The following is a 21,195-nucleotide window of genomic DNA, read 5'->3' on the forward strand; positions in this document are numbered from 1 at the left end:
CGGCAGACGCTCAGATATCCAGCACGTCCGTCTCGGCGAATTCGGCGCGTTCCTGGATGAAGCGGAAGCGTGCCTCGGGCTTGGTGCCCATCAGCTCATCGACCCTATCTTTGGTGGCTGAATCGATTTCGTTTACATCGACCCTGAGAAGCGTGCGCTTCCTCGGATCCATGGTGGTCTCCTTGAGCTGCGCTGCCATCATCTCGCCCAGCCCCTTGAAGCGGCCGATCTCGACCTTGGCGCGCCCGGTGAATTCGGTGCGCAGAAGTTCGTCCTTGTGCGCGTCGTCGCGGGCATAGGCGACTTTGCCGCCCTGGCGGATCGAATAGAGCGGCGGCACCGCCAGATAGAGATGGCCGCCGCGGACCAGGTTCGGCATTTCCTGATAGAAGAAGGTGATCAGCAGCGACGCGATGTGGGCGCCGTCGACGTCGGCGTCGGTCATGATGATGACGCGGTCGTAGCGCAAATCCTCGTCGCGATATTTCGACCGCGTGCCGCAGCCCAGCGCCTGGACCAGGTCGGAGATCTGCTGGTTGGCGGCAAGCTTGTCGTTGCCGGCGCTGGCGACGTTGAGGATCTTGCCGCGCAGCGGCAGCACCGCCTGGCTGGCGCGGTCGCGCGCCTGCTTGGCCGAGCCGCCGGCCGAGTCGCCTTCGACGATGAAGAGTTCGGCGCCGGCGGCGGCATTCTGCGTGCAGTCGGCGAGCTTGCCGGGCAGGCGCAGCTTGCGCACCGCGCTCTTGCGCGACACTTCCTTTTCCTGGCGTCGGCGCACCCGCTCGTCGGCGCGCGCGATCACCCATTCGAGCAGTTTCGAGGCTTCCTGCGGGTTGTCGGCCAGCCAGTGGTCGAAGGGATCGCGGATGGTGGTCTCGACGATGCGCACCGCCTCGATCGTCGCCAGCCTGTCCTTGGTCTGGCCAACGAATTCGGGCTCGCGGATGAACACCGACAGCATGCCGGCGGCCGAGATCATCACGTCTTCCGAGGTGACGATCGAGGCGCGCTTGTTGCCGATCAGATCGGCATAGGCGCGAAGGCCACGGGTCAGCACGTTGCGGAAGCCGGCCTCGTGCGTGCCGCCTTCGGCGGTCGGAATGGTGTTGCAGTAGGAGTTGATGAAGCCGTCGCCGCCGAACCAGGTCACCGCCCATTCGAGCGAGCCATGGCCGCCTTGCTTGTCGCTCTTGCCGGCAAAGATTTCGCGCGTGACCTGGAATTCGTCGCCGAGCGATGCCTTGAGGTAGTCCTTGAGGCCACCCGGGAAATGGAACTCGGCCTTGGCCGGCGTCTGGTCCTTTTCCTTGATCAGCGAGGGCTCGCAACTCCAGCGGATCTCGACGCCGCCGAACAGATACGCCTTCGAGCGCGTCATGCGGTAAAGCCGCGCCGGTTCGAACGCCGCTCCCTTGCCGAAGATCTGCTCGTCGGGATGGAAACGGATTTTCGTGCCGCGCCGGTTGTGCACCTCGCCGAGCTGCTCCAGGCCGGTCACCGGAATGCCGCGCGAGAATTTCTGCCGGTAGAGCTGCCGTCCGCGCGCGACCTCGACTTCGAGATGATCGGACAGCGCATTGACCACGGAGACGCCGACGCCATGCAGGCCGCCGGAAGTTTCATAGACCTTCGAGTCGAACTTGCCGCCCGAATGCAGCGTCGTCATGATGACTTCGAGCGCCGGCTTCTTGAATTTGGGGTGCGGGTCGACCGGAATGCCGCGGCCATTGTCGGTAACCGAGAGATAGCCGTCGGCGGAGAGTTCGACGTCGATGAAGGTCGCGTGGCCGGCAACCGCCTCGTCCATCGAATTGTCGATGACTTCGGCAAACAGATGGTGCATCGCCTTGTCGTCGGTGCCGCCAATATACATGCCCGGCCGGCGCCGCACCGGCTCCAGCCCTTCCAGCACCTCGATGTCGGCGGCGCTGTAGCTCTCGCTGCCGTCGCGCGAGGCGGCCGGACGTTTCGCCGCCTGCACCAGCGGATCGGCAGGCCGCGCCGGTGCGCGAGCCGGTGGCGGCTGCTTGTCGAGGGTGCCGAAAAGATCGCTATTGTCGTCCATGCTCGCCATAAATTCCGGTGCTGCGAATCACCCCGCGATACTGCCACGCTTTTGGCGGGCGAACGAGGTTCCTGTTCCGTTCAGGGATCAAAGTGTCTCTTATTCCAAAACCATTCGATAACCAAGCCGGCGGAAATAGGTCGGCGCGCGCATTGCGGCGTTCCTGATTCTTTAACAATGACGCCTAGCGTAAGCGTCAACGAACAAAAGACCACGGGCGTCAGGGGTTTAGCGTGAGGGGCAAGGCCATAACCATGATCGGCATCGCCGCCGTTTTCGGCGCGATCTCGATCTTCGCTGCGGATTTCTGGGTCAAGAGCCAGGCGAAGGCTGATTCCGAGGAAAAAACGGCGTCGATCGTGGCGCCGGCGGCACCCAAGGTCGAGTTCAAAACCATCGTGGTGGCGAACGCCCCGCTGCGCTACGGCATGCAGCTCGAGCGGGCTCAGCTCAGCGAAATCCCGTGGCCGCAGGATTCCCTGCCGCAAGGCGCCTTCACCACCATCGGATCGCTGCTTGACGAAGGCAGCCGTGTGGTGCTGTCGCCGATCGAGATCAACGAGCCGGTGCTGCTCACCAAGTTGTCCGGGCCGAACGGCCGCGCGACGTTGTCCAACATGCTGTCGCCCGGGATGCGGGCAGTGACCATCCGCACCGACGAGATTGCCGGTGTCGGCGGCTTCGTGACACCGGGCGACCGGGTCGACGTCGTTTTGACGCGCGATGCCGGCGAAATCCAGGAAGTGGCCAAGAACGCGCAGGGTGCCGCCGGTTCGACCATCACATCAGAAATCGTGGTGTCCGATGCCAAGGTGCTGAGCGTCGGCCAGGGCGCCGACGAGCGGCAGACCGCCCCGCAGGTCGCCAATTCCGTGACCCTCGAGGTGACGACCGACGGGGCGCAGAAAGTGGCGCTGGCCCGCACCGTAGGCACCTTGTCGCTGTCGCTTCGCTCGGCCAGCGAAGACGGCGCCGGCAAGGATGGCCTGACCACCATATCGTCCTTCGGCGGGTCGGTCGCAGCCAACGTCCAGGCAGCCGCAGGGTCGCTGTTCAATGCGGCCACCAAGGAGCCGGAGAAGCCGAAGTTCAAGACGATCATCGTAACGCGCGGCACGCAGGCCGAGGAATACAAGGTTCCTTCGAAGGACCTGAAACAATAACCGGTGGGGACCGGACGGGGACAGACAATGTTTGGGCTGAACATCTATCGCTTGACGAAGGGGTTGCACCTCGCACGCGCGCTCGTCGCGGCGGCCTCGCTGGCCGCTTCCGGAGTGCTTGGCCTCGGTGGGCCGGCTATGGCCAACAACGACGTCGTCTATGTCTCGGCGACCAAGAACACCTCGATCAAGGTGGCCAAGGGCAAGCCGAAGACGATCATGACAAGTGCGGCCTTCTACCAGATCGTCATCGGCGATCCGGAGATCGCCAACGTCAATCCGCTGACCGACAAGTCCTTCTACGTGCTGGGCAACAATCTCGGCACCACCGGCATCGCCCTGTTCGACGAGAACAAGCATCTGGTCGGCACCATCGACATCGAGGTGACTTTGGACACCGACCAGTTGGCGAACACCATTCGCGCCAGCGTGCCGGACGCCAACATCAAGGTCGGTTCGGCCAACGGCCGCGTGGTGCTGTCGGGCGAGGCGGATGACGCGGTTGCCGCCGAGAAGGCAAACAAGATCGCCACCCGCTTTTCCGGCAATGAGGAAGTGATCAACTCGGTCAACATCTCCTCGTCGCAGCAGGTCCAGCTCAATGTCCGCTTCGTCGAGATCAACCGGCAGGCCGGTCAGGACCTCGGCGCCAAATACAGCGCCAACTTCGCCTACGGTATCGGGGGGCGCGAGGTCAGCCTTGAGCCGGGCGAGCTACCGGCGGCGGGGACCGGCGAAATCATCGGTCGGCTGTTGTCGAACGGCGTGTCGATCGACATCGCCATCAAGGCGCTGGAACAGCGAGGTCTCGCCCGCCGGCTGGCCGAGCCGAACCTGATCGCCCGTTCGGGTCAGACCGCGAGTTTCCTCGCCGGCGGCGAGTTCCCGATCCCGGTTTCCGAAGAAGACGGCAAGATCAGCGTCAGCTACAAGAAATACGGCGTCAGCCTGGATTTCACGCCGACCGTGCTGAAGGACGGGCTGGTGGCCCTCGACATCGCGCCGGAGGTGTCCTCGATCGATGCCTCGGCGTCCTACAATATCGGCGATATCTCGGTGCCGGGCTTCATCGTGCGCCGGGCCAGGACGTCGGTCGATCTTAAGAACGGCCAGAGCTTCATGATCGCCGGCCTGCTGCAGTCGCAGAACGACATCACCACCTCGCGCCTTCCTGGCCTCGGCAAGCTGCCGGTGCTTGGGCCGCTGTTCTCGTCGAAGTCCTATCAGCGGCGCGAGACCGATCTGGTGATCATCGTCACGCCCTACCTGGTCAAACCGGTCGATCCGTCGAAGAAGCTCGTCGAGCCGACCGACGGCACGCAGCCGGCCAGCAATGCCGATTATTTCCTGAACAACACCGAGGAAGTGAAGGCCTCCGACCCGAACCGCGCCCTGGCGATGGCCGACGGCCGCGTCGCGCAGCCTGCCGCAGCCACCACGGCCGGTCATTTCCTCGACCTGCCGAAGGATTGAAGCCATGCGTCTGGCCCCAGGATTGTTGCTTGCCCTGTCGCTTGCCGGCCTCTCCAGCGGCTGCACCAGCGACGACTATGTGCGCAGCGAAGGCGTGACGCCGGCCGCCGGCAACGCGCAGGCATCCAATACCGTCATGCAGATGGTCGATCCGTGGAAATACGGCGTCCAGAACACCAGGCTTCTGGTGCCGGCCCAGCGCGACACTCCCGCGAGCGGCGGCGCCGACCCGGCAGCCAGCGCGACGACGGCACCGACGTCCACAACCAATTGATTTTGATTTGTTATTGACCTGACGGGCTGACGACATGGCAAGCGGCATCAAGACCAAGAAGATACTGCTCGTATCCACCGACAGGACGTTCCTGCAGGACACGCGCACGGCGTTCGCCGCGTCGGAAGTCATCGAGCTTTCGACGGTCGACAAGAATGTCACCGAGCTTCGCGGCGAGGTTCAGGAAACCGATTTCGGCGCGCTTATCGTCGACATGGATGCGGCGAAGCTCGAGGAGATCGAGTCGCTGCAGCGCATCATGCGCCGGCTCGAGGGCCGTGTTCCGGTCGTCGTCGTCACGCAGGAGTTCAACGCCGCGGCGGTGCGCATCCTGGTGCAGCTCAAGGTCGCCGACTTCCTGCTCAAGCCGATCACCACCGCCGACCTGGTGCGCTCCGTGATCCGCGCGCTGCAGGGTCCGGGGCGGGAGGAGAACACCGAATCGCAGATCTATACGTTCATGCCGGCCGCGGGCGGCGTCGGCACCACGACACTGGCGCTGCAGACCGCCTTCCAGCTGCATCATTCGGTGACGCGGGGCGCCTCGACCTGCGTGGTCGACCTGAATTTCCAGCAAGGCGCCTGCGCCGAATATCTCGACCTCGAACCGCGCTTCGATATCACCGAAATCGAGAACCAGCCCGAGCGCCTCGACCGGCAACTGCTCGATGTGATGCTGTCCAAGCATGCGAGCGGGCTCTGCGTGCTGGCGGCGCCGACACGCCCGTCTGAAATGCGCTCCTTCAAGACCGATGTCGTGGTGCGCATGCTGGACCTCGTCTCGGCCTATTTCGACAATGTCGTGATCGACATGCCGCGCACCTGGTTTCCGTGGACGGAAACGGTGCTGCTCGGCTCCAACAAGCTCTACATCGTCGCCGAAATGACGGTGCCGTGCCTGCGTCACACACAGAGGCTCATCCAGGCGGTCTACGAGACGGCCGGCAAGGAAGTGAAGCCGAACGTCATCGTCAACCGCTTCGAGCAGAAGATGTTCGACAACGGCATCAAGCATGCGGATGTGCAGGAAATCCTCGGCGAGCATTTCGTCGGCGGCATCTCGAACAATTATCGGCTGGTGCGCGAGGCGGTCGATCGGGGCGTGCCGCTGCACGAGATCGACCCGAACGCCAATGTCGTCAACGATCTGAAGAAGATCATCCTGCCGGAAGAAGCGGTCGCGACGCCCGAGAAATCGCGCTCGCTGTTCGGTATCGGCAAGGGATTGCTCAAGAGGAAGGTCGGATGACCAGCCGCTTTTCCACCCTGCAGAACCGCGACGCGCGTCCGCTGAGGGCGCCCGAGACCGCGCCGGTCACCCAGCACGCCGTGGTCATTCCGACGACCCGCAAGCCTGTCGCGCCAAAGCCGGAGGCCACACCGGCCAAGAGCGGCAACAAAGTGGGCGACGCGCGCGTTCGTATCCACCGGATGTTGCTCGAGGAGATCAACCTGGTCGCGCTGGAACGGCTGCCAAAGGACGAGATGCGCCGCCAGGTGCATGAATTCGTCTCCGAAAAGGCCCGCCAGGAGCGGATGGCGATCAACACTGTCGAGCTTGAAGCGCTGGTCGACGACATCGTCGACGAGATGGTCGGCCTCGGTCCGCTGGAGCCGCTGCTGAAGGATCCCGAGATCAACGATATCCTGATCAACGGCCACCAGAACTGCTTCGTCGAAAAACGCGGCAAGCTGCAGCAGGTGCACATCCCATTCAAGGATGAGGCGCATCTGCTTCGAATCATTAACAAAATCGTCGCGGCCGTCGGCCGCCGCGTCGATGAATCTCAGCCCATGGTCGATGCGCGCATGCTCGACGGCTCGCGCTTCAACGCAGCCATCCGGCCTGTTGGCGTCGACGGACCGCTGGTGTCGATCAGAAAGTTCTCGAAGAACAAGCTTGGCCTGCACAGACTGGTCGAGTTCGGCGCCATCACCCAGAACATGGCCGAAGTGCTGGCGGCGGCGGTGCACGCCCGCAAGACCACCATCATCTCGGGCGGCACCGGCACCGGCAAGACGACCATGCTGAATGCGCTGTCGGCCTTCATCCCCGAAGACGAGCGGCTGATCACCATCGAGGACGCGGCCGAGCTTCAGCTGCAACAGCCGCATGTCGCACGCATGGAAACACGCCCGGCCAACATCGAAGGCCATGGCGAACTGAAACAGCGCGACCTGGTCAAGAACGCGCTGCGCATGCGCCCCGACCGCGTCATCCTCGGCGAGTGCCGCGGAGAGGAAGCTTTCGACATGTTGCAAGCGATGAACACAGGCCATGAAGGCTCGATGGCGACCATCCACGCCAACACGCCGCGCGACGCCATCGCCCGCCTGGAGCAGATGCTGGGCATGACCGGCATGCCGATGACGGTGCAGTCGATCCGCAGCCAGATCGCCAGCGCCATCGACATCATCGTCCAGCTGACGCGCCTGTCCGACGGCAAGCGCAAGGTGACCAGCGTCGCCGAGGTGACCGGCATGGAAGGCGATGTCATCCAGATGCAGGAGATCTTCCGCTTCGTGCGCACCGGCATGGAGGCCGATGGCAAGATCCTCGGTCACTACGAGGCGACCGGCATCCGTCCGCGCTTTCTCGAGGATCTGCGCGCCATGGGCATCGAGTTCCCCGGACGCTATTTCGAGCCCGGCCGGCCGCAGGAGTAGCAGGTGTTCGAGGGGTTCAGCGCGATCTACGTCGTCTATGCCGCGGCCGCGCTCACCGGCATCATGATCGCTGAGGCCTGCTACCTGCTCTATGCCGGCCGCAGCGACAAGCGCACGGCGATCAACCGGCGCATGAAGCTGCAGGAAAACAAGATCAGCCAGGAGCAGGTGCTGATCCAGCTGCGCAAGGAGCGCGGTCTCGAGGCCGGAGCGTCACGGTTTTCGCTCGACCAGTTCCGTGCGCTGCGCACCCAGTCCGGCATGGTCATGCCGTTGCCCAAATTCCTGACGATCACCTCCGGCGTGGCGTTTGCGCTGGCGCTGGTTGCCATCTGGTATGGCCTGCCGCTGCTGATGGGCCCGCTGCTTTTCGTCGTGCTGCTGCCTGTCCTGCCGGTGATGGTGATGCGCTCCCAGCGCAATCGCCGGCTGAAGCGGTTCGGCATGCAGTTGCCGGAGGCGCTGGAGCTGATCACGCGCGGCCTGAAGGCCGGCCATCCCGTGCCGGTGGCCATCGCCATGGTGTCACGCGAAATGCCGGACCCGATCGGCACCGAATTCGGCGTCATTGCCGACGAGGTGACTTATGGCTCGGATCTGGTCTCGGCGTTGAACGCGCTGTTCGACCGCGTCGGCCACGAGGACCTTCCGCTGTTCGTCACCGCCGTGTCGATCCAGACCAGTTCGGGCGGCAATCTGCGCGAAATCCTGGATGGGCTGTCGATGACGATCCGCGACCGCGGCAAGCTGCGCCGCAAGGTGCGCGCCATTTCGACCGAGGGCCGCATGTCGGCCTACATCCTGACGGCGGTGCCGGCGCTGCTGTTCGCCGCCATCATGGTGCTGATGCCGCAGTTCTATCAAGATGTGTGGGGCGAAGCGAAGACCTGGTATCTGCTCGGTGGCTCGATCTCCTGGCTGATGCTTGGCAACCTCATCATGTTCAAGATGTCGAACTTCAAATTCTGACATGCAAAGCGTCATCGAATTCCTCGCCTCGCTTGCGCCGACCTCGCTGATGCCGGTCGCGCTGCTGTTGCTTGTGCTGGGCGGCGGCGCGGTGGCGTGGCCGCTGGTCGCCGCGCAAGGCGACCGCAACGACGTCAAGCGCCGGCTGAAGGTAGAGGACAGTCAGGCGGTCGAACGCATCGAAGCGGCGCCCAGGAAGAACCCCAGCGCTGTGCGCGAGAAGGCGGTCAAGCGAGCGCAGGAATTCTACGCCAAGAGCGATCCGGAAAACGTCGCGCGGCTGCGCATGAAACTGATCCAGGCCGGCTACATGGAGCCGCGCGCGGTGGGCACGTTCTTCCTGATCCGCTTTGCCGCCTTTGTCGGCGCCGCCGTCGGTGCGTTTCTGATCAACCAGTGGATGGCCAGCGCCGATGCGACCATGACCAGCCGCTGGAGCTTCGTCATCCTGTCGGGAGCGGCCGGCTATTTCCTGCCGGGCCTGGTGCTGAGCCAGAAGGTGCGCGAAAAGATGCGCGAATACCGCAACGGCTTTCCCGACTTCATGGACCTGATGATCGTCTGCTCCGATGCCGGCATGAGCATGGAGGCCGGCATCGAGCGGGTTTCGAAAGAACTTGCCAAGACCTATCCGTCGCTCAGCCATAATCTGCAGATGGTGTCGCTGGAGCTGAGGGCCGGCCGCAGCCTCGACGACGCGCTGAAGGCGCTCGCCGATCGCCTCAGCCTGGACGAGGTGCGTTCCTTCGCCACGCTCCTGCAGCAGTCCAAGGAGCTTGGCACCAGCCTGTCGGGGGCGCTTCGCGTGTTTTCCGACGAAATGCGCCACAAGCGCATGTCGCTCGCCGAGGAGAAGGCGCATGCCTTGCCGGCCAAGATGTCGGTCCCGGTGACGGTCTGCATCCTGCCGGTGGTGCTGATGATCGCCATCATTCCGATCATCGTCAAAATGACGGCGAATTAGGATTTCGTTTTTGCGACAAATGCGATCCTTGTTCGAAACCAAATCTTAGGCGCGTTTCGGCACCGAAGGTTAATCGCCCTCCTGTACATTGCTTCCTGAAGAACGACCCGGCAAATCGGGCGATTGGGGCAGGGGCATGCGTCACAGAACTCTCACGGCAATGGCCGCGATGGCAGCCGTCTTGATGATATCCGGTTGCACGTCGAGCAACGTCGACACGACCAAGACCACCGCCATCCAGCCAACGGCAAAGGACGTCAGCGCGTCCGACCTGGATCAGGGCAAGGCGCAGTTCCGCGAGGCGAATTACGGCCTCGCCGAAAAGCACTTCCGCAAGGCCGTCGAGCTGAAGGCCGACAATGCCGAGGCATGGATGGGGCTGGCGGCTTCCTATGATGAACTCGGCCGCTTCGACTTCGCCGACCGCGCCTACGACCAGCTTTTGAAGGTTGCCGGCCGCAAGCCGCAAATCGTCAACAATATGGGCTATTCGCAGCTGCTGCGCGGCAACAAGAAGAAGGCCAGGGTGCTGCTCCTGGAGGCCAAGGCCCACATGGCCGACCAGACGGTGGTCGACGCCAATTTGGCGCTGCTGGCCAAGAGTTGATCTCTTCCGGTCTCGCATCCGTAGCGTGCAGCGGCTGGCTGAAAAGGACATCGACTCTTTATAAACCCTGTCTGCAGGTTGGGCGGGAAACCTGACCAAAAATGGTACCTGCGGGCCGCCCCTGGCTTATGATGCATTGCAACCAAGGATCGCAAAGGCTGCCGCGCACATATGTTGGATTTCAGTTCGCTCCTGCTCGCGGCGGCGCTGTCGGGTACGTGTCTCAGCATAACCCTGCTTGCAATCTGGTTCACCGCGCCGATGGCGCGGTTTGTCCTGACGGTGGCCTGCGGCATGCTCGTCCTTGTGGCGCATGTGGTGCTGTTCTGGCAGTACGGCAGAGATCCAGGCCCCTGGCTGTGCCAGGCCGTGCTTGCGCTGCTCAGCCTGGGCTTTCTGATCATCTGCCTGTCTGCCATGCAGTATCTCGGCGTTCGTCACTATCGCAGCGTTGTGCTTCCGACCGTTGCGGCGATGGCCGTCTGCGCGGCTGTCACCTATTTCGGCCTCGATGGCGTCGGCTTCATCCTCACCTACGTTGCCGTGACGGCGCTGCTGACGGTGACCGGGGTGCTGTTCTGGATCCAGGGCGGTCATGATCGCCGGATTCTGCTGGTCGTTTCGTTCCTGAGCGGCACCTGCGCCCTGTCCTTCGGACTTTGTGCCGCGATGCTGGTCGTCAAGGGACAATGGGTGCTCGGCGTGGCGCCCGACAACTGGGCCGAACGATTGAATTCCGTCGTGGCGGTCGCCTGCATGACCGGTCTCGGCGCGTTGACGCTCTCGCTGCACCATTTGCAGGCGCAGATCGAATTGAAGGCCGAGACCCTGACCGATCCGCTGACGGGGCTGATGAACCGGCGGGCGCTGATGTCGCTCTATGGCGAGCGCGCCTTCGGCCCGTTCATGTCCGTGGTCATGTTCGACCTCGATCATTTCAAGCGGACGAACGACGTGTTCGGCCATCCGGTCGGCGACAAGGTTCTGTGCCGCTTCGCCGCGGTCATCCGCAAATATGGCCGGACCGGCGTCGACGCCTTTCGGCTGGGCGGCGAGGAGTTCGCGCTGGTCATGTCGCGCATGACGGAAGAAAAGGCCTACGACTTTGCGAGTAAGATCGGTGTCGCCTTCGGCGCCGAAGTCGTGCCCACCCCGCGCGGCCCCTTGCGCAGCACCGTCAGCGGCGGCATCGGTTTCGGCGAGGTCGGCGGCCGCAGCCTCGAGGACGTGCTGGCCGAGGCCGACAGAGCGCTCTACGCGGCCAAGAACACCGGGCGAAACCGCGTGCTTGTCCTGGACAGGGCGAGCAAGGCTGAGGGGCCGGCCTTGCGTTCCGCTTGACCCGTCGCCCGAAATTATTCGGCGGCGCCCAGATATTCAGACAGCGGCGGGCAGGAGCAGACGAGGTTGCGGTCGCCGGCGACATTGTCGATGCGCGATACCGGCGGCCAGTATTTTGCCGCGCTGTCGGCATCACCCGCCGGATAGGCGGCCTCCAGGCGCGAATAGGGATGCGACCACTCGACGGCCAGCGCTTCCGCCGCGGTGTGCGGTGCATTGACCAGCGGATTGTCGGCAAGCGGCCATTCGCCCTTCGCCACCTTGGCTGCCTCACCAGCAATCGCGATCATCGCCTCGCAGAAGCGGTCGAGCTCGCGCTTGGGCTCGGATTCGGTCGGCTCGACCATCAGCGTGCCGGCAACCGGGAACGACATGGTCGGCGCATGGAAGCCATAGTCGATCAGCCGCTTGGCGATATCGTCGACGCTGATGCCGGCGCTCTCCTTGAGCACGCGCGTGTCGAGGATGCATTCATGAGCGATGCGATCGTGCCTGCCCTTGTAGAGCAGCGGGAAGTGCGGCGCGAGCCGCGTCGCCACGTAGTTGGCCGAGATGATGGCGGTTTCCGTAGCCTGCTTCAGGCCGGAAGCGCCCATCATGCGGATGTACATCCAGGTGATCGGCAGGATGGAAGCGCTGCCGAAGGGTGCGGCCGCCACGGCATGCGCCGAGCCCTCGGTGACATGACCCGGCAGATAGGGCTGCAGATGGGCCTTGACGCCGATCGGGCCGACGCCCGGACCGCCGCCGCCATGCGGGATGCAGAAGGTCTTGTGCAGGTTCATGTGGCAGACGTCGGCGCCGATATCGCCGGGGCGGGCGAGGCCGACCAGGGCGTTGAGGTTGGCGCCGTCGAAATAGACCTGGCCGCCATGCTCGTGGATAAGGGCGCAGAGATGGCGCGCGCCTTCCTCGTAGACGCCATGCGTCGAGGGATAGGTGAACATCAGCGCCGCGAGATTCTTGGAATGCTCATTGGCCTTGGCCCGCATATCGTCCATGTCGATGTTGCCGTCCTCTGAGCAGCGTACGACGACAACGCTCATGCCCGCCATCGCCGCACTGGCCGGATTGGTGCCATGCGCGGAGGACGGGATCAGGCAGACGGTGCGATGGCCCTCACCGCGCGAGCGGTGATAGGCGCGGATGGCGAGCAATCCGGCATACTCGCCCTGGCTGCCGGCATTGGGCTGCAGGCTGACCGCGTCGAAACCGGTGATCTCCGACAGCCAGCCTTCCAGTTCGCCGACCATCGCGCGGTAGCCTGCCGAATGACTGGCCGGCGCGAAGGGATGCAAATTGGCAACGCTCGGCCAGCTCACCGGCATCATCTCGGCGGCGGCATTGAGCTTCATCGTGCAGGATCCCAGCGGGATCATGGCGCGGTCGAGCGCCAGATCCTTGTCGGCCAACCGGCGCAGGAAGCGCATCATCTCGGTTTCAGAGTGGTTGTCGTGGAAGACCGGCTGGCTGAGAAACTCCTTGCCGCGCGGTTTTCCGGGCAGGGTGCCGGGACCGGCAGCGCCGGCCTTGGCGCCGAACAGCGCGGCAATCGCCTCCAGATCGGTCTCGGTCGAGGTCTCGTCGAAGCTGATGCCGACATGGTCGGCGTCGATAGCGCGCAGCAGCCGGCCGGTTTTTTCGGCGGCGGCGGCAATCGCCTTGGCCTTGCCTTTCACTTCCACTGTCACGGTGTCGAAGCGGCTGGTGCCGAGCACCGAAACGCCTGACGCCTCGAGGCCGGCAGCCAGGCGGCTGGCGAGCGCATGGATGCGCCCGGCAATCGCCTGCAGGCCGGCGGGGCCATGCCAGATCGCATAGGCGGTCGCCATATTGGCAAGCAACGCCTGCGCGGTGCAGATGTTGGAGGTGGCCTTGTCGCGGCGGATATGCTGTTCGCGTGTCTGCAGGGCGAGCCGGTAGCCCGGGCGGCCCATGCTGTCGGTGGACTGGCCGACGAGGCGGCCGGGCATCAGGCGGGTTAGTTTGTCGGAGACGGCGCAATAGGCGGCGTGCGGGCCGCCAAAGCCCATCGGTACACCAAAACGCTGCATCGGGCCAACGGCGATGTCGGCGCCGAGCTTCGCCGGCGCGTCGGTCAGCGTCAGGCCGAGCGGATCGGCAATGAAGATGACAAGCGCACCAAGGGCGCGGGCTTTTTCGATTGCCGCCTTGTGGTCGCCATAGACGCCAAACGTATCCGGCCACGAGACGAGCAGGGCCGCGGTATTGTCGTCGATCGTTTCGCCGTCGACTTCGGTGCCGAGCGGCTCGGCACGGGTGCGCACGACATCCAGCGTCTGCGGATGCGGCGTGCCGGCAAGCGCCACCTTGGTGCGCTTGTCGCGAAGGCGCAGCGCAATGCCGACGGCCTCGGCGACGGCGGTTGCCTCATCGAGCAGCGAGGCCGATGCTACCGGCAGGCCGGTCAGCTCGGCGACCAGGGTCTGGAAGTTGAACAGCATTTCCAACCGGCCCTGGCTGATCTCGGCCTGGTAGGGCGTGTAGGCCGTATACCAGGCCGGATTCTCGAACAGATTGCGCTGGATGACAGGCGGCACGTGGACGCCGTGGTAGCCGGCGCCGATGAAGCTCTTAAGCACCGTGTTCTTTGCCATGGTCGCCGACAATTCGGCCAGCGCTTCAGCTTCGCTGGCCGGCGCAGGCAGGGTCAGCGGCAAGTCGAGGCGGATCGATCGCGGCACGGCCTGGCTGATCAGCGTCTCGACGGAGGGAACGCCGATAGTGGCCAGCATCGCTCTGATATCATTGAGGCCGGGGCCAATATGGCGGGCGGAAAAGGGGTAGGGTGCTGCGCTCATTGTCATGATCCTGCTATCAGCCGATATGGGCCTTGTAACCCGCCTCATCCAGAAGGCCTTCGAGTTGGCTTTCATTGGCGAGCCGCATCTTCCACAGCCAGCCGTCGCCGGTCGCGGCCGAGTTGACCAGCGATGGATCCGATGACAACGAACTGTTGGCGTCGGTGATTTCGCCATCGACGGGCGCGTAGACGTCCGAGGCCGCCTTGACGGATTCGACCACGACCGCCGTATCGCCCTTGCTCAGTTTCTTGCCGATTTCGGGCAGTTCGACGAAGACGAGATCGCCGAGTTGCTCCTGCGCGTAGTCCGTGATGCCGACCGTGGCGATGCCGCCTTCGACGCGGAGCCATTCGTGGTCTTCGGTGAAATAGGTCTTTGCCATCGGGACTTATCCTTTGCGGTAGCGATGAGGTGTGAAGGGCAGGGGATTGATTTCGATCGGGATTTTCGTCCCGCGCACATCGGCGAAAAGTTTTGTGCCGGGCTTGGCCAGCGCGGTGTGGACATAGCCGATGGCGACCGGATGGCCGGCCGACGGGCCGAAGCCGCCCGAGGTGACGTGGCCGGCTGGATTGCCGTCGGCGTCGAACAGGGCCGCTCCCGCGCGCACCGGCTGGCGGCCTTCCGGCTTCAGGCCGACGCGTTTTTGCGCTGCGCCGCGCTCAACGATTGCGCGCAGCGCGTCGGCGCCGATAAACGAACCCGAGGCGCGAACATCCTTGGGGATCGCCCACATCAGCCCGGCGCTGGCCGGATCGATCTCCGGCGTGATGTCCTGGCCGTGCAGGCAGAGCCCTGCTTCCAGCCGCAGGCTGTCGCGGGCGGCAAGGCCGATCCACAGCACGCGCTCGTCTTCGAGTAACTTCGCGACCAGATTCCGCGCGTCCGCTTCGGGCAGGCCGATCTCGAAGCCGTCTTCGCCGGTATAGCCGGAGCGGCTCATGAACCAGTTCTGCCTGGGCTCGATGCCGTGCATGAACAGGAGCGAACCGGTCTCGATGCCGGCGCGGGCAAGGGCTGCCCAGGCTTCTGGACCCTGGATGGCCAGGAAGACGCGGTCGAGCGCGTCCACCTTTGCGTCGAAATCTTCGGCCAGCGCGCGCAGGTGTTTTTCGTCGGTGACGGCATTGCCGGCATTGGCGACGACCATGAAGCGCTCGTCGCCGAGGCGGGTGACGATCAGGTCGTCGATGATGCCGGCGGCCTCATTGAGGAAGAAGGTGTATTTGGACTGGGAAATCTCAAGCGCAACGGCATCCAGCGGGCAGGCGCGGTTGAGAAGTGCCGCGGCAGCGGAACCGCTGACCTCGAACAGCTTCATGTGCGAGATGTCGAACAGTCCGGCATGCTCGCGGGTGTGGAGATGCTCCTTCATGACGCCGGCCGGATAGGTGAGCGGCATCGACCAGCCGGCGAACGCGCCAAAGCGCGCGTCCGCGGCCGTGTGCAGATCCTTGAGAGGGAGGTGTTTGGTGTCTTCGCCCGTCATGTCTTCTCCAGAGTCGCACGCAATCGGCCGCTGATGGCGACCAGTCCGTGCCCCTCTGTCTGAAGCCTGAGAGACTCGCGCCCCGTAACTCTGTCGGCAGCGCTTACACCTTCGGCGCGGGGGCAAGCCCCGACTTTCCAGAGTGTCTTTCCCGTCTACGGTTCTTTTGCCTGAGAGATTTCGGGCGATTTCCCCTTCGGCGGCAGCTCTCGCTGCTCTCTCCCGCAAACAGGTAGGACTCAAACGATGAGCCCTCGACTCATCATCCATAGCCCGTGAACGACACCTTGTCACCTGCCAGCGACATCTAAAGCGCGTCGCGCTGAAACGGATTCAGGCGATGCGCTTTAGATCTTTGTTTTGATGCATGCCGTTCTCCCAAAACCGCGGCACACTTTTGGGCGACATGCATTGGCCGACAAGTCTTCGCTAACCACGCCGTTTGCCGGATTCTCAAGACACTGCTGATATGCTGGTCGACGTGGTGGCTTGCGACTGGCGTCAGCCAGCGCGGACGGGGACAAGAAAAATGGGCGAACTGATCATGAGCGCGCCGGTGGCGGGACTGACTTCGAAGAATCGCATCACGGCCGAGGACGTGACGATGCTGCGCCGCGAGGTGTTCGGCGACGGTGTGGTGAGCCGCGGCGAGGCCGAGGCGCTGTTCGCGCTCGACGCGACGGCTCGCGACAAGTGCCAGGAATGGCCTGAATTCTTCGTCGAGGCGATCACCGACTACATCGTCCATCAGGAAAAACCGGCGGGCTACATTTCCGAGGGCAATGCCGATTGGCTGGTCCAGACGATCTCGCGCGACGGCATGGTCGACAGCCGCATCGAGCTCGAATTGCTGGTGCATGTGCTGGAAAAGGCGAAATCGTCGCCGAGCAAGCTTTGCGCCTACGCGCTGGAACAGGTCGGCCATGCGGTGATCGACGGCAAGGGTCCGCTGATGCTCGGCGGTGATCTGGTCCCCGGCCTTATCGCCAAGGCCGAGGTCGATCTGTTGCGCCGCATCCTTTATGCCTATGGCGGCGACGGCAACATCGCCATCACCCGCGCCGAGGCCGAGGTGCTGTTCAAGATCAACGAGCGGAGCGCGGCGGCCAGCAACGACCCGTCCTGGAACGATCTGTTCGTCAAGGCGATCGCCAATTTTGTCATGTGCTCGGCCGGTTACGAGGCGCCGACGCGCGAGGTGGCGCTGCGCCGCGATAGCTTTTTCGAACAGGCGGATGCCGAAATCGGCGGCTTCTTCGGCCGCATGGTGTCAGGCGGTCTTGCCGCCATCATGGAAGCCTATCGCGCGCCGGATGATATCGAGACCGAGTGGGAAGCAAGGAACCGGGCGTCCGAGGCACTCGCCCGCCGCGCCGAGACGATCGACGCCGGCGAAGCGAAATGGCTGGCCGAGCGAATCGGCGGGGGCCGGCCGCTACGCGAGAACGAGCGCGCGCTGCTGACGCTGATCAAGCACGCTTCGCCGGAAATCCACCCGGCGCTGAAGCCGCTGCTCGACAAAGTGGCTTAGACGTCGGAAACGGTCGACGGCTTCAAATCCCGGCGTACCAGTCGTAGCCATTGTCCTCCCAATAGCCACCGCGGCCGCCGCCGATCGCGGCGAAACTGTCGACCAGCTCGATCTTGTAGAGGTATTTCGGCATCTTGTAGCCGAGCTGTCGTTCGACGCGGACGCGCAGCGGCGCACCGTTCTCGACCGGCAGCGGCTTGCCGTTCAGACCATAGGCTAGGATCGTCTGCGGATGGCGGGCATCGATCAGGTCGATGGTGCCGTAATATTTGATATCGCCGGCTAGACTCCGGTCGATCGTGTCCAGGCAATGGAACATGACGTAACGCGCCTGTGGCTTGACCATCGCCTGGTCGAGCACCAGCGACAGCGGCGTGCCGGTCCATTTGGCTATGCAGCTCCAGCCTTCGACGCAGTCGTGGCGGGTGATCTGGGTGCGGCTCGGCATGTTCTGAAGCTGCTCGCGGGTCAGCGACAGCGGCTTTTCGACGAGGCCTGAGACTTCCAGGCGCCAGTCGGCGAAATTGTTGGCGAGCAGGCCCTTGTAGGTGTCGTCGTCGGGCGCGGTGACGCCGTTCGGCCGCTGCGGCTGGCGGATGTCGGCCTCGGTGAATTCCTGGGCCAGCGCGTCGCGGCCGGCGAGCCAACGTTGCGCGCGATATGTCAGGCCGTTGGCGCCTTCGAGGAAACTGCGCAGGCCGTCGCCGACGCCGAGCCCACTGTCAAAGGCATCGCAACCCGACAGCATGATGCCGGAAACGCCGAGGCTGGCCGAGGTGAGAAATTTCCGGCGGCTGATCTCGAACTTCGCCATGTCAGGCGCTCCTCTCGGGCGTGTTGTCGCCATGCGCCGGCGGATCGGTGCGGTACCAGCCGGTGATGATCGATCGCAATTCGTTGATCGGGCCGGCGGCGAGGATCATCAGCATATGGATGATGAAGAAGCCGACCAGCAGCACCATGACCGCGAAATGGATGGTGCGCGCCGTCTGCCGGCCGCCGAGCAGATCGTTGAGGAACGGCAGCACCGAATTCATGCTCGGCGACATGGCAAGGCCGGTGATGATCATCAGCGGCAGCAGCACGAACAGAACGCCGCCATAGGCCATCTTCTGCAGCGTGTTGTATTCGCGCGTGTGGTGGAACTTCAGTTTGGCATGATCGACAATGTCGCGCGGCAGGCGCTTGAGATCATCGAGACGCGGGGCGAGATCGCGGCGCAGATGGCCGTTGATAAGGCTGGCGATGAGCCACACGAGCAAGGTGGTGCTCAAAATCCAGGCGAAGAAGAAATGCACCACGCGGGCGGTGCCAAGGTCATAATAGGACGGAATGGTCGCCCAGGACGGGAAGCCGCGCGAGGTTTCCTGGCCCGCCGGCCCCGACCAGCCAAGCACGCCCGTGGTGTCGAAACGTTTGCCGAAGATCTCGGTGTAGCCGCGCGTGCCGGCAGCGGTGTTTTCAGCGCCAATGGCGAAGACGGTGTTGTTGTAGTCGAACCCGGACTCCTTGCCGATGTAGAGCTGGGGGCGGGCGTTGAAGATCTGCAGGCCGGAAAGCAGCATGAAGAACAGCGAGATCGCCCACAGCCAGTGCGTCAGCCGCGTCCAGCGCGACTGCCGGTAGATCAGCGTCGCATCCTTCGGCGCGGCATCCGCCTCGACGGTTGGTTGGCTCCTGGCAACGGTTTCCATCGTCCTTTGTACTCCCGTCCGCGCGTCCCGTCGCGGCCTCTCAGATGTTCGTTCTCCTCCCAATACGTCGCCGGCCCAAGCGATGTTTCACACGATCACGTTTTTATTACGGGCTGCCGAGGTTGACGGCGAGATTGACCGCGGCGGCGACGATGATGGTGTTGAAGAAGAACGACAGGATCGAATGGAGAAGCACGATGCGCCGCATCTGTGTGGTCGAGACCTCGGTATCGGAGGTCTGCGAGGTCATGCCGACAGTGGTCGAGAAATAGAGGAAATCCCAGCCGTCCGGCCGCTCCTTGCCGGTGAATTCGAGGCCGCCGACGGGCTTTTTCTGTTTCGATTTGCCGCCGGTCTCCTCGTCGTCCATCCAATAAACATGCGCATAGTGTAGCGCTGTCATGGCATGGATGGTGAACCAGCCGAGCGGGATCGACAGCAGTGCGAAGGTGAGTTGGAGCGAATCCGCGCTGTCCTTTTGGTTGATCAGCTGGAACAGCGAGATGATGGCGACGCCGACGACAATCAGCGTGACGGCGAAGATGACCAGCACCGGCTGGTCGGTGGCGCGCGCGTTCTTGCTCAGATAGGTGCCGGTAAGCAGCGGCATCTGGGCGACGACGAGAGTGATATAGGTGCCGAAAAACGCGTTGGCGCCTATCGAATAGGCGAGCGGTGCACGCAAGAAAAGCGCGATGACCAACGCTGCCAAGCCAATGCAAGCAGATATCGCGAACTGCTTGTGCCGGTGCGAGGGCGTCTTGATGGGCGTGTCGGTCGTCATATTTCAATCCGGTGTGGCGGATTTGAGCGCTCGCCGCAAGATGCGGTCGAGCTCGCCGAGAAACCGCGAACGGTCCTGCGGCGTGAAGCCGGCATTGTAGCCTTTGCTTTCGCCGGTCTCGCGCAGATGCTGCTTCAAATCGCGCATCGCCACCGCCATGCCGATCGTCTCCGGCGTGAACGGGCGCCCGGTTGGGCCGAGCACATGGGCGCCAAGCGCCACCGCGCGGGCGGCGAGCGGGATGTCTGCCGTGACCACGATGTCGTTGGGCCTGGCATTGTCGACGATCCAGTCGTCGGCCGCGTCGGCGCCCTTGGAGACGACGACGTTGCGGACCATCGGATCGCGTGACGGGCGCAAGCCGCCGTTAGAAACGAAGGTGACGACGACGCCGTGGCGCTCCGCGACCTTTTCGACCTCGGCTTTCACCGGGCAGGCGTCGGCATCGACGAGGATGGCGGGTGCGGGCATTGTCTCTCCAAAACGAGCATGGGGCCGAGACTTGCCCGGCCCCATGCCTGAAATCGAACAATTGTCAGGCCGGCAGCGCGCCCGACTTCTTCGCGGTCCAGGTGGCGATGTAGTCCATCAGGCCCGGATTGAGGCAGTCATAGGGCTCGAGGCCGATTGACTTCAACTGGGCGCGGATGCCGTCCATGCGGCTTGGATCGACACCGGATTCGATGATCGATGAGACGAAGGCGGTGAAGCCCGGCGGCGACCAGCCGTCCTCCTCGAAGCGCTCGGGATGGATGAAGCTCAGGCCCTTGAACGGATGATCGCGTTCGACCGGGCCATGCATGTGGACGCCGCAGCCGGTGCAGGCATGCCGCTGGATCAGCGCGCTTGGATCAACCACTTTCAGCTTGTCGCCGTTCTCGACGACGGTGACGTCGCCGGTGCCAGCCACGGCAACGACCGAGAAGATCGCGCCATCAGGCTTCCAGCATTTGGTGCAGCCGCAGGCGTGGTTATGGGCGATCTGGCCCTTGACCTTCACCTTCACCGGCTTGCTGGTGCAGGCACAGACCAGCGTGCCGCCGGCAAAGCTTGCGCTTTCCCTGGGCAGGCCATTGTCGATTTTCGGATGCAGTTTTTCCGGCATTTATTCCTCCCTTGTTGAACCCTGTGCAACGTCAGTCGCTGGCCCTTCGGTCGGCGGCTTTCTTCTCCTCAGTAAATCACCACGCTCCTGATCGACTTGCCCTCATGCATCAGATCAAAGCCCTTGTTGATGTCTTCCAGCTTCAGCGTGTGCGTGATCATCGGGTCGATCTGGATCTTGCCGTCCATGTACCAGTCGACGATCCTCGGCACGTCGGTGCGGCCGCGCGCGCCGCCGAAGGCGG

General features: G+C 63.7%; 19 protein-coding genes, 1 pseudogene and 1 riboswitch. Of the genes and pseudogenes, 10 read left to right on the plus strand and 10 right to left on the minus strand.

Annotation, left to right across the window (positions count from 1 at the left end; genetic code table 11):
* Positions 1–10: 10 nt before the first annotated feature.
* Complete coding sequence (gene parE, locus ACFX5Q_RS23850) at positions 11–2,065, minus strand: DNA topoisomerase IV subunit B (protein ID WP_404281972.1); 2,055 nt, start codon at positions 2,063–2,065, stop codon at positions 11–13.
* A 254-nt stretch (positions 2,066–2,319) separates the two neighbouring features.
* Here parE and cpaB point away from each other — a divergent pair, with 254 nt between their 5' ends.
* From cpaB to ACFX5Q_RS23895, 9 genes are all read left to right on the plus strand, one after another.
* Positions 2,320–3,228, plus strand: coding sequence for a Flp pilus assembly protein CpaB (gene cpaB / locus ACFX5Q_RS23855; protein ID WP_404281974.1), 909 nt, complete (start codon positions 2,320–2,322; stop codon positions 3,226–3,228).
* A 27-nt stretch (positions 3,229–3,255) separates the two neighbouring features.
* Complete coding sequence (locus tag ACFX5Q_RS23860) at positions 3,256–4,701, plus strand: type II and III secretion system protein family protein (RefSeq protein WP_404281976.1); 1,446 nt, start codon at positions 3,256–3,258, stop codon at positions 4,699–4,701.
* A 4-nt stretch (positions 4,702–4,705) separates the two neighbouring features.
* On the plus strand, positions 4,706–4,975 hold the full coding sequence (locus ACFX5Q_RS23865) for a hypothetical protein (protein WP_192177635.1): 270 nt from the start codon (positions 4,706–4,708) through the stop codon (positions 4,973–4,975).
* A gap of 34 nt (positions 4,976–5,009) precedes the next feature.
* Positions 5,010–6,224, plus strand: a complete 1,215-nt coding sequence (locus ACFX5Q_RS23870) for a CpaE family protein (protein ID WP_404281978.1) — start codon at positions 5,010–5,012, stop codon at positions 6,222–6,224.
* Positions 6,221–7,642, plus strand: a complete 1,422-nt coding sequence (locus ACFX5Q_RS23875; protein ID WP_404281980.1) for a CpaF family protein — start codon at positions 6,221–6,223, stop codon at positions 7,640–7,642. The genes ACFX5Q_RS23870 and ACFX5Q_RS23875 overlap by 4 nt, the downstream gene beginning before the upstream one ends.
* A gap of 3 nt (positions 7,643–7,645) precedes the next feature.
* Entirely contained in the window at positions 7,646–8,611 is a 966-nt protein-coding gene (locus ACFX5Q_RS23880) for a type II secretion system F family protein (RefSeq protein ID WP_404281982.1), read from the plus strand.
* A gap of 1 nt (position 8,612) precedes the next feature.
* Positions 8,613–9,575: a type II secretion system F family protein gene (locus ACFX5Q_RS23885; protein WP_404281984.1), complete on the plus strand. Its 963-nt coding sequence runs from the start codon at positions 8,613–8,615 to the stop codon at positions 9,573–9,575.
* A gap of 136 nt (positions 9,576–9,711) precedes the next feature.
* The gene (locus tag ACFX5Q_RS23890; protein WP_192177631.1) at positions 9,712–10,182 is read left to right on the plus strand and encodes a tetratricopeptide repeat protein; all 471 of its coding nucleotides are present in this window, start codon (positions 9,712–9,714) and stop codon (positions 10,180–10,182) included.
* A gap of 171 nt (positions 10,183–10,353) precedes the next feature.
* Entirely contained in the window at positions 10,354–11,523 is a 1,170-nt protein-coding gene (locus ACFX5Q_RS23895) for a GGDEF domain-containing protein (protein WP_404281986.1), read from the plus strand.
* A gap of 14 nt (positions 11,524–11,537) precedes the next feature.
* Here the strand turns inward: ACFX5Q_RS23895 and gcvP are convergent, their stop codons facing one another.
* Genes gcvP through gcvT form a run of 3 tightly spaced genes read right to left on the minus strand, consistent with a single transcriptional unit; the run spans position 11,538 to position 15,837 of the window.
* A complete protein-coding gene (gcvP, locus tag ACFX5Q_RS23900) occupies positions 11,538–14,345 on the minus strand; it encodes an aminomethyl-transferring glycine dehydrogenase (protein WP_404281988.1) in 2,808 nt (935 codons plus the stop codon).
* 16 nt (positions 14,346–14,361) lie between these two features.
* The gene (gene gcvH, locus ACFX5Q_RS23905; RefSeq protein ID WP_404281990.1) at positions 14,362–14,730 is read right to left on the minus strand and encodes a glycine cleavage system protein GcvH; all 369 of its coding nucleotides are present in this window, start codon (positions 14,728–14,730) and stop codon (positions 14,362–14,364) included.
* Between the two features lie 6 nt (positions 14,731–14,736).
* Positions 14,737–15,837, minus strand: coding sequence for a glycine cleavage system aminomethyltransferase GcvT (gene gcvT / locus ACFX5Q_RS23910; protein ID WP_404281992.1), 1,101 nt, complete (start codon positions 15,835–15,837; stop codon positions 14,737–14,739).
* Between the two features lie 148 nt (positions 15,838–15,985).
* A riboswitch (glycine riboswitch) is annotated at positions 15,986–16,072 on the minus strand.
* A gap of 294 nt (positions 16,073–16,366) precedes the next feature.
* Here gcvT and ACFX5Q_RS23915 point away from each other — a divergent pair.
* A complete protein-coding gene (locus ACFX5Q_RS23915; RefSeq protein WP_404281994.1) occupies positions 16,367–17,368 on the plus strand; it encodes a hypothetical protein in 1,002 nt (333 codons plus the stop codon).
* Positions 17,369–17,390: 22 nt separating this feature from the next.
* Here ACFX5Q_RS23915 and ACFX5Q_RS23920 read toward each other — a convergent pair whose 3' ends face one another.
* From ACFX5Q_RS23920 to ACFX5Q_RS23945, 6 genes and pseudogenes are all read right to left on the minus strand, one after another.
* Positions 17,391–18,182: a molybdopterin-binding protein gene (locus ACFX5Q_RS23920; RefSeq protein WP_404281996.1), complete on the minus strand. Its 792-nt coding sequence runs from the start codon at positions 18,180–18,182 to the stop codon at positions 17,391–17,393.
* 1 nt (position 18,183) lies between these two features.
* Positions 18,184–19,062, minus strand: a complete 879-nt coding sequence (locus ACFX5Q_RS23925; protein WP_404281997.1) for a cytochrome b/b6 domain-containing protein — start codon at positions 19,060–19,062, stop codon at positions 18,184–18,186.
* Between the two features lie 106 nt (positions 19,063–19,168).
* Complete coding sequence (locus tag ACFX5Q_RS23930; protein WP_404281999.1) at positions 19,169–19,846, minus strand: DUF1345 domain-containing protein; 678 nt, start codon at positions 19,844–19,846, stop codon at positions 19,169–19,171.
* A gap of 3 nt (positions 19,847–19,849) precedes the next feature.
* Positions 19,850–20,317 (minus strand): YaiI/YqxD family protein, encoded by a 468-nt coding sequence (locus ACFX5Q_RS23935; RefSeq protein ID WP_404282001.1) that lies wholly within the window; start codon positions 20,315–20,317, stop codon positions 19,850–19,852.
* A gap of 64 nt (positions 20,318–20,381) precedes the next feature.
* Positions 20,382–20,951, minus strand: a complete 570-nt coding sequence (gene gfa / locus ACFX5Q_RS23940) for an S-(hydroxymethyl)glutathione synthase (RefSeq protein ID WP_006201602.1) — start codon at positions 20,949–20,951, stop codon at positions 20,382–20,384.
* A 68-nt stretch (positions 20,952–21,019) separates the two neighbouring features.
* A pseudogene (locus ACFX5Q_RS23945) lies at positions 21,020–21,195 on the minus strand (S-(hydroxymethyl)glutathione dehydrogenase); the annotation flags it as partial.

Source organism: Mesorhizobium sp. IMUNJ 23033 (assembly GCF_044778005.1).
Taxonomy (GTDB): Bacteria; Pseudomonadota; Alphaproteobacteria; order Rhizobiales; family Rhizobiaceae; genus Mesorhizobium; species Mesorhizobium amorphae_A.

Bases quoted from the DNA above. Each gene is read 5' to 3' on its own strand.
- ACFX5Q_RS23890 (WP_192177631.1), top strand. From the start codon at position 9,712: ATGCGTCACAGAACTCTCACGGCAATGGCCGCGATGGCAGCCGTCTTG.
- ACFX5Q_RS23935 (WP_404282001.1), bottom strand. From the start codon at position 20,317: ATGCCCGCACCCGCCATCCTCGTCGATGCCGACGCCTGCCCGGTGAAA.
- ACFX5Q_RS23885 (WP_404281984.1), top strand. From the start codon at position 8,613: ATGCAAAGCGTCATCGAATTCCTCGCCTCGCTTGCGCCGACCTCGCTG.
- cpaB (WP_404281974.1), top strand. From the start codon at position 2,320: ATGATCGGCATCGCCGCCGTTTTCGGCGCGATCTCGATCTTCGCTGCG.
- ACFX5Q_RS23870 (WP_404281978.1), top strand. From the start codon at position 5,010: ATGGCAAGCGGCATCAAGACCAAGAAGATACTGCTCGTATCCACCGAC.
- gfa (WP_006201602.1), bottom strand. From the start codon at position 20,951: ATGCCGGAAAAACTGCATCCGAAAATCGACAATGGCCTGCCCAGGGAA.
- gcvP (WP_404281988.1), bottom strand. From the start codon at position 14,345: ATGAGCGCAGCACCCTACCCCTTTTCCGCCCGCCATATTGGCCCCGGC.
- parE (WP_404281972.1), bottom strand. From the start codon at position 2,065: ATGGACGACAATAGCGATCTTTTCGGCACCCTCGACAAGCAGCCGCCA.
- ACFX5Q_RS23930 (WP_404281999.1), bottom strand. From the start codon at position 19,846: ATGACGACCGACACGCCCATCAAGACGCCCTCGCACCGGCACAAGCAG.
- ACFX5Q_RS23895 (WP_404281986.1), top strand. From the start codon at position 10,354: ATGTTGGATTTCAGTTCGCTCCTGCTCGCGGCGGCGCTGTCGGGTACG.
- ACFX5Q_RS23875 (WP_404281980.1), top strand. From the start codon at position 6,221: ATGACCAGCCGCTTTTCCACCCTGCAGAACCGCGACGCGCGTCCGCTG.
- ACFX5Q_RS23860 (WP_404281976.1), top strand. From the start codon at position 3,256: ATGTTTGGGCTGAACATCTATCGCTTGACGAAGGGGTTGCACCTCGCA.
- ACFX5Q_RS23865 (WP_192177635.1), top strand. From the start codon at position 4,706: ATGCGTCTGGCCCCAGGATTGTTGCTTGCCCTGTCGCTTGCCGGCCTC.
- ACFX5Q_RS23920 (WP_404281996.1), bottom strand. From the start codon at position 18,182: ATGGCGAAGTTCGAGATCAGCCGCCGGAAATTTCTCACCTCGGCCAGC.
- gcvH (WP_404281990.1), bottom strand. From the start codon at position 14,730: ATGGCAAAGACCTATTTCACCGAAGACCACGAATGGCTCCGCGTCGAA.
- ACFX5Q_RS23915 (WP_404281994.1), top strand. From the start codon at position 16,367: ATGGGCGAACTGATCATGAGCGCGCCGGTGGCGGGACTGACTTCGAAG.
- ACFX5Q_RS23925 (WP_404281997.1), bottom strand. From the start codon at position 19,062: ATGGAAACCGTTGCCAGGAGCCAACCAACCGTCGAGGCGGATGCCGCG.
- gcvT (WP_404281992.1), bottom strand. From the start codon at position 15,837: ATGACGGGCGAAGACACCAAACACCTCCCTCTCAAGGATCTGCACACG.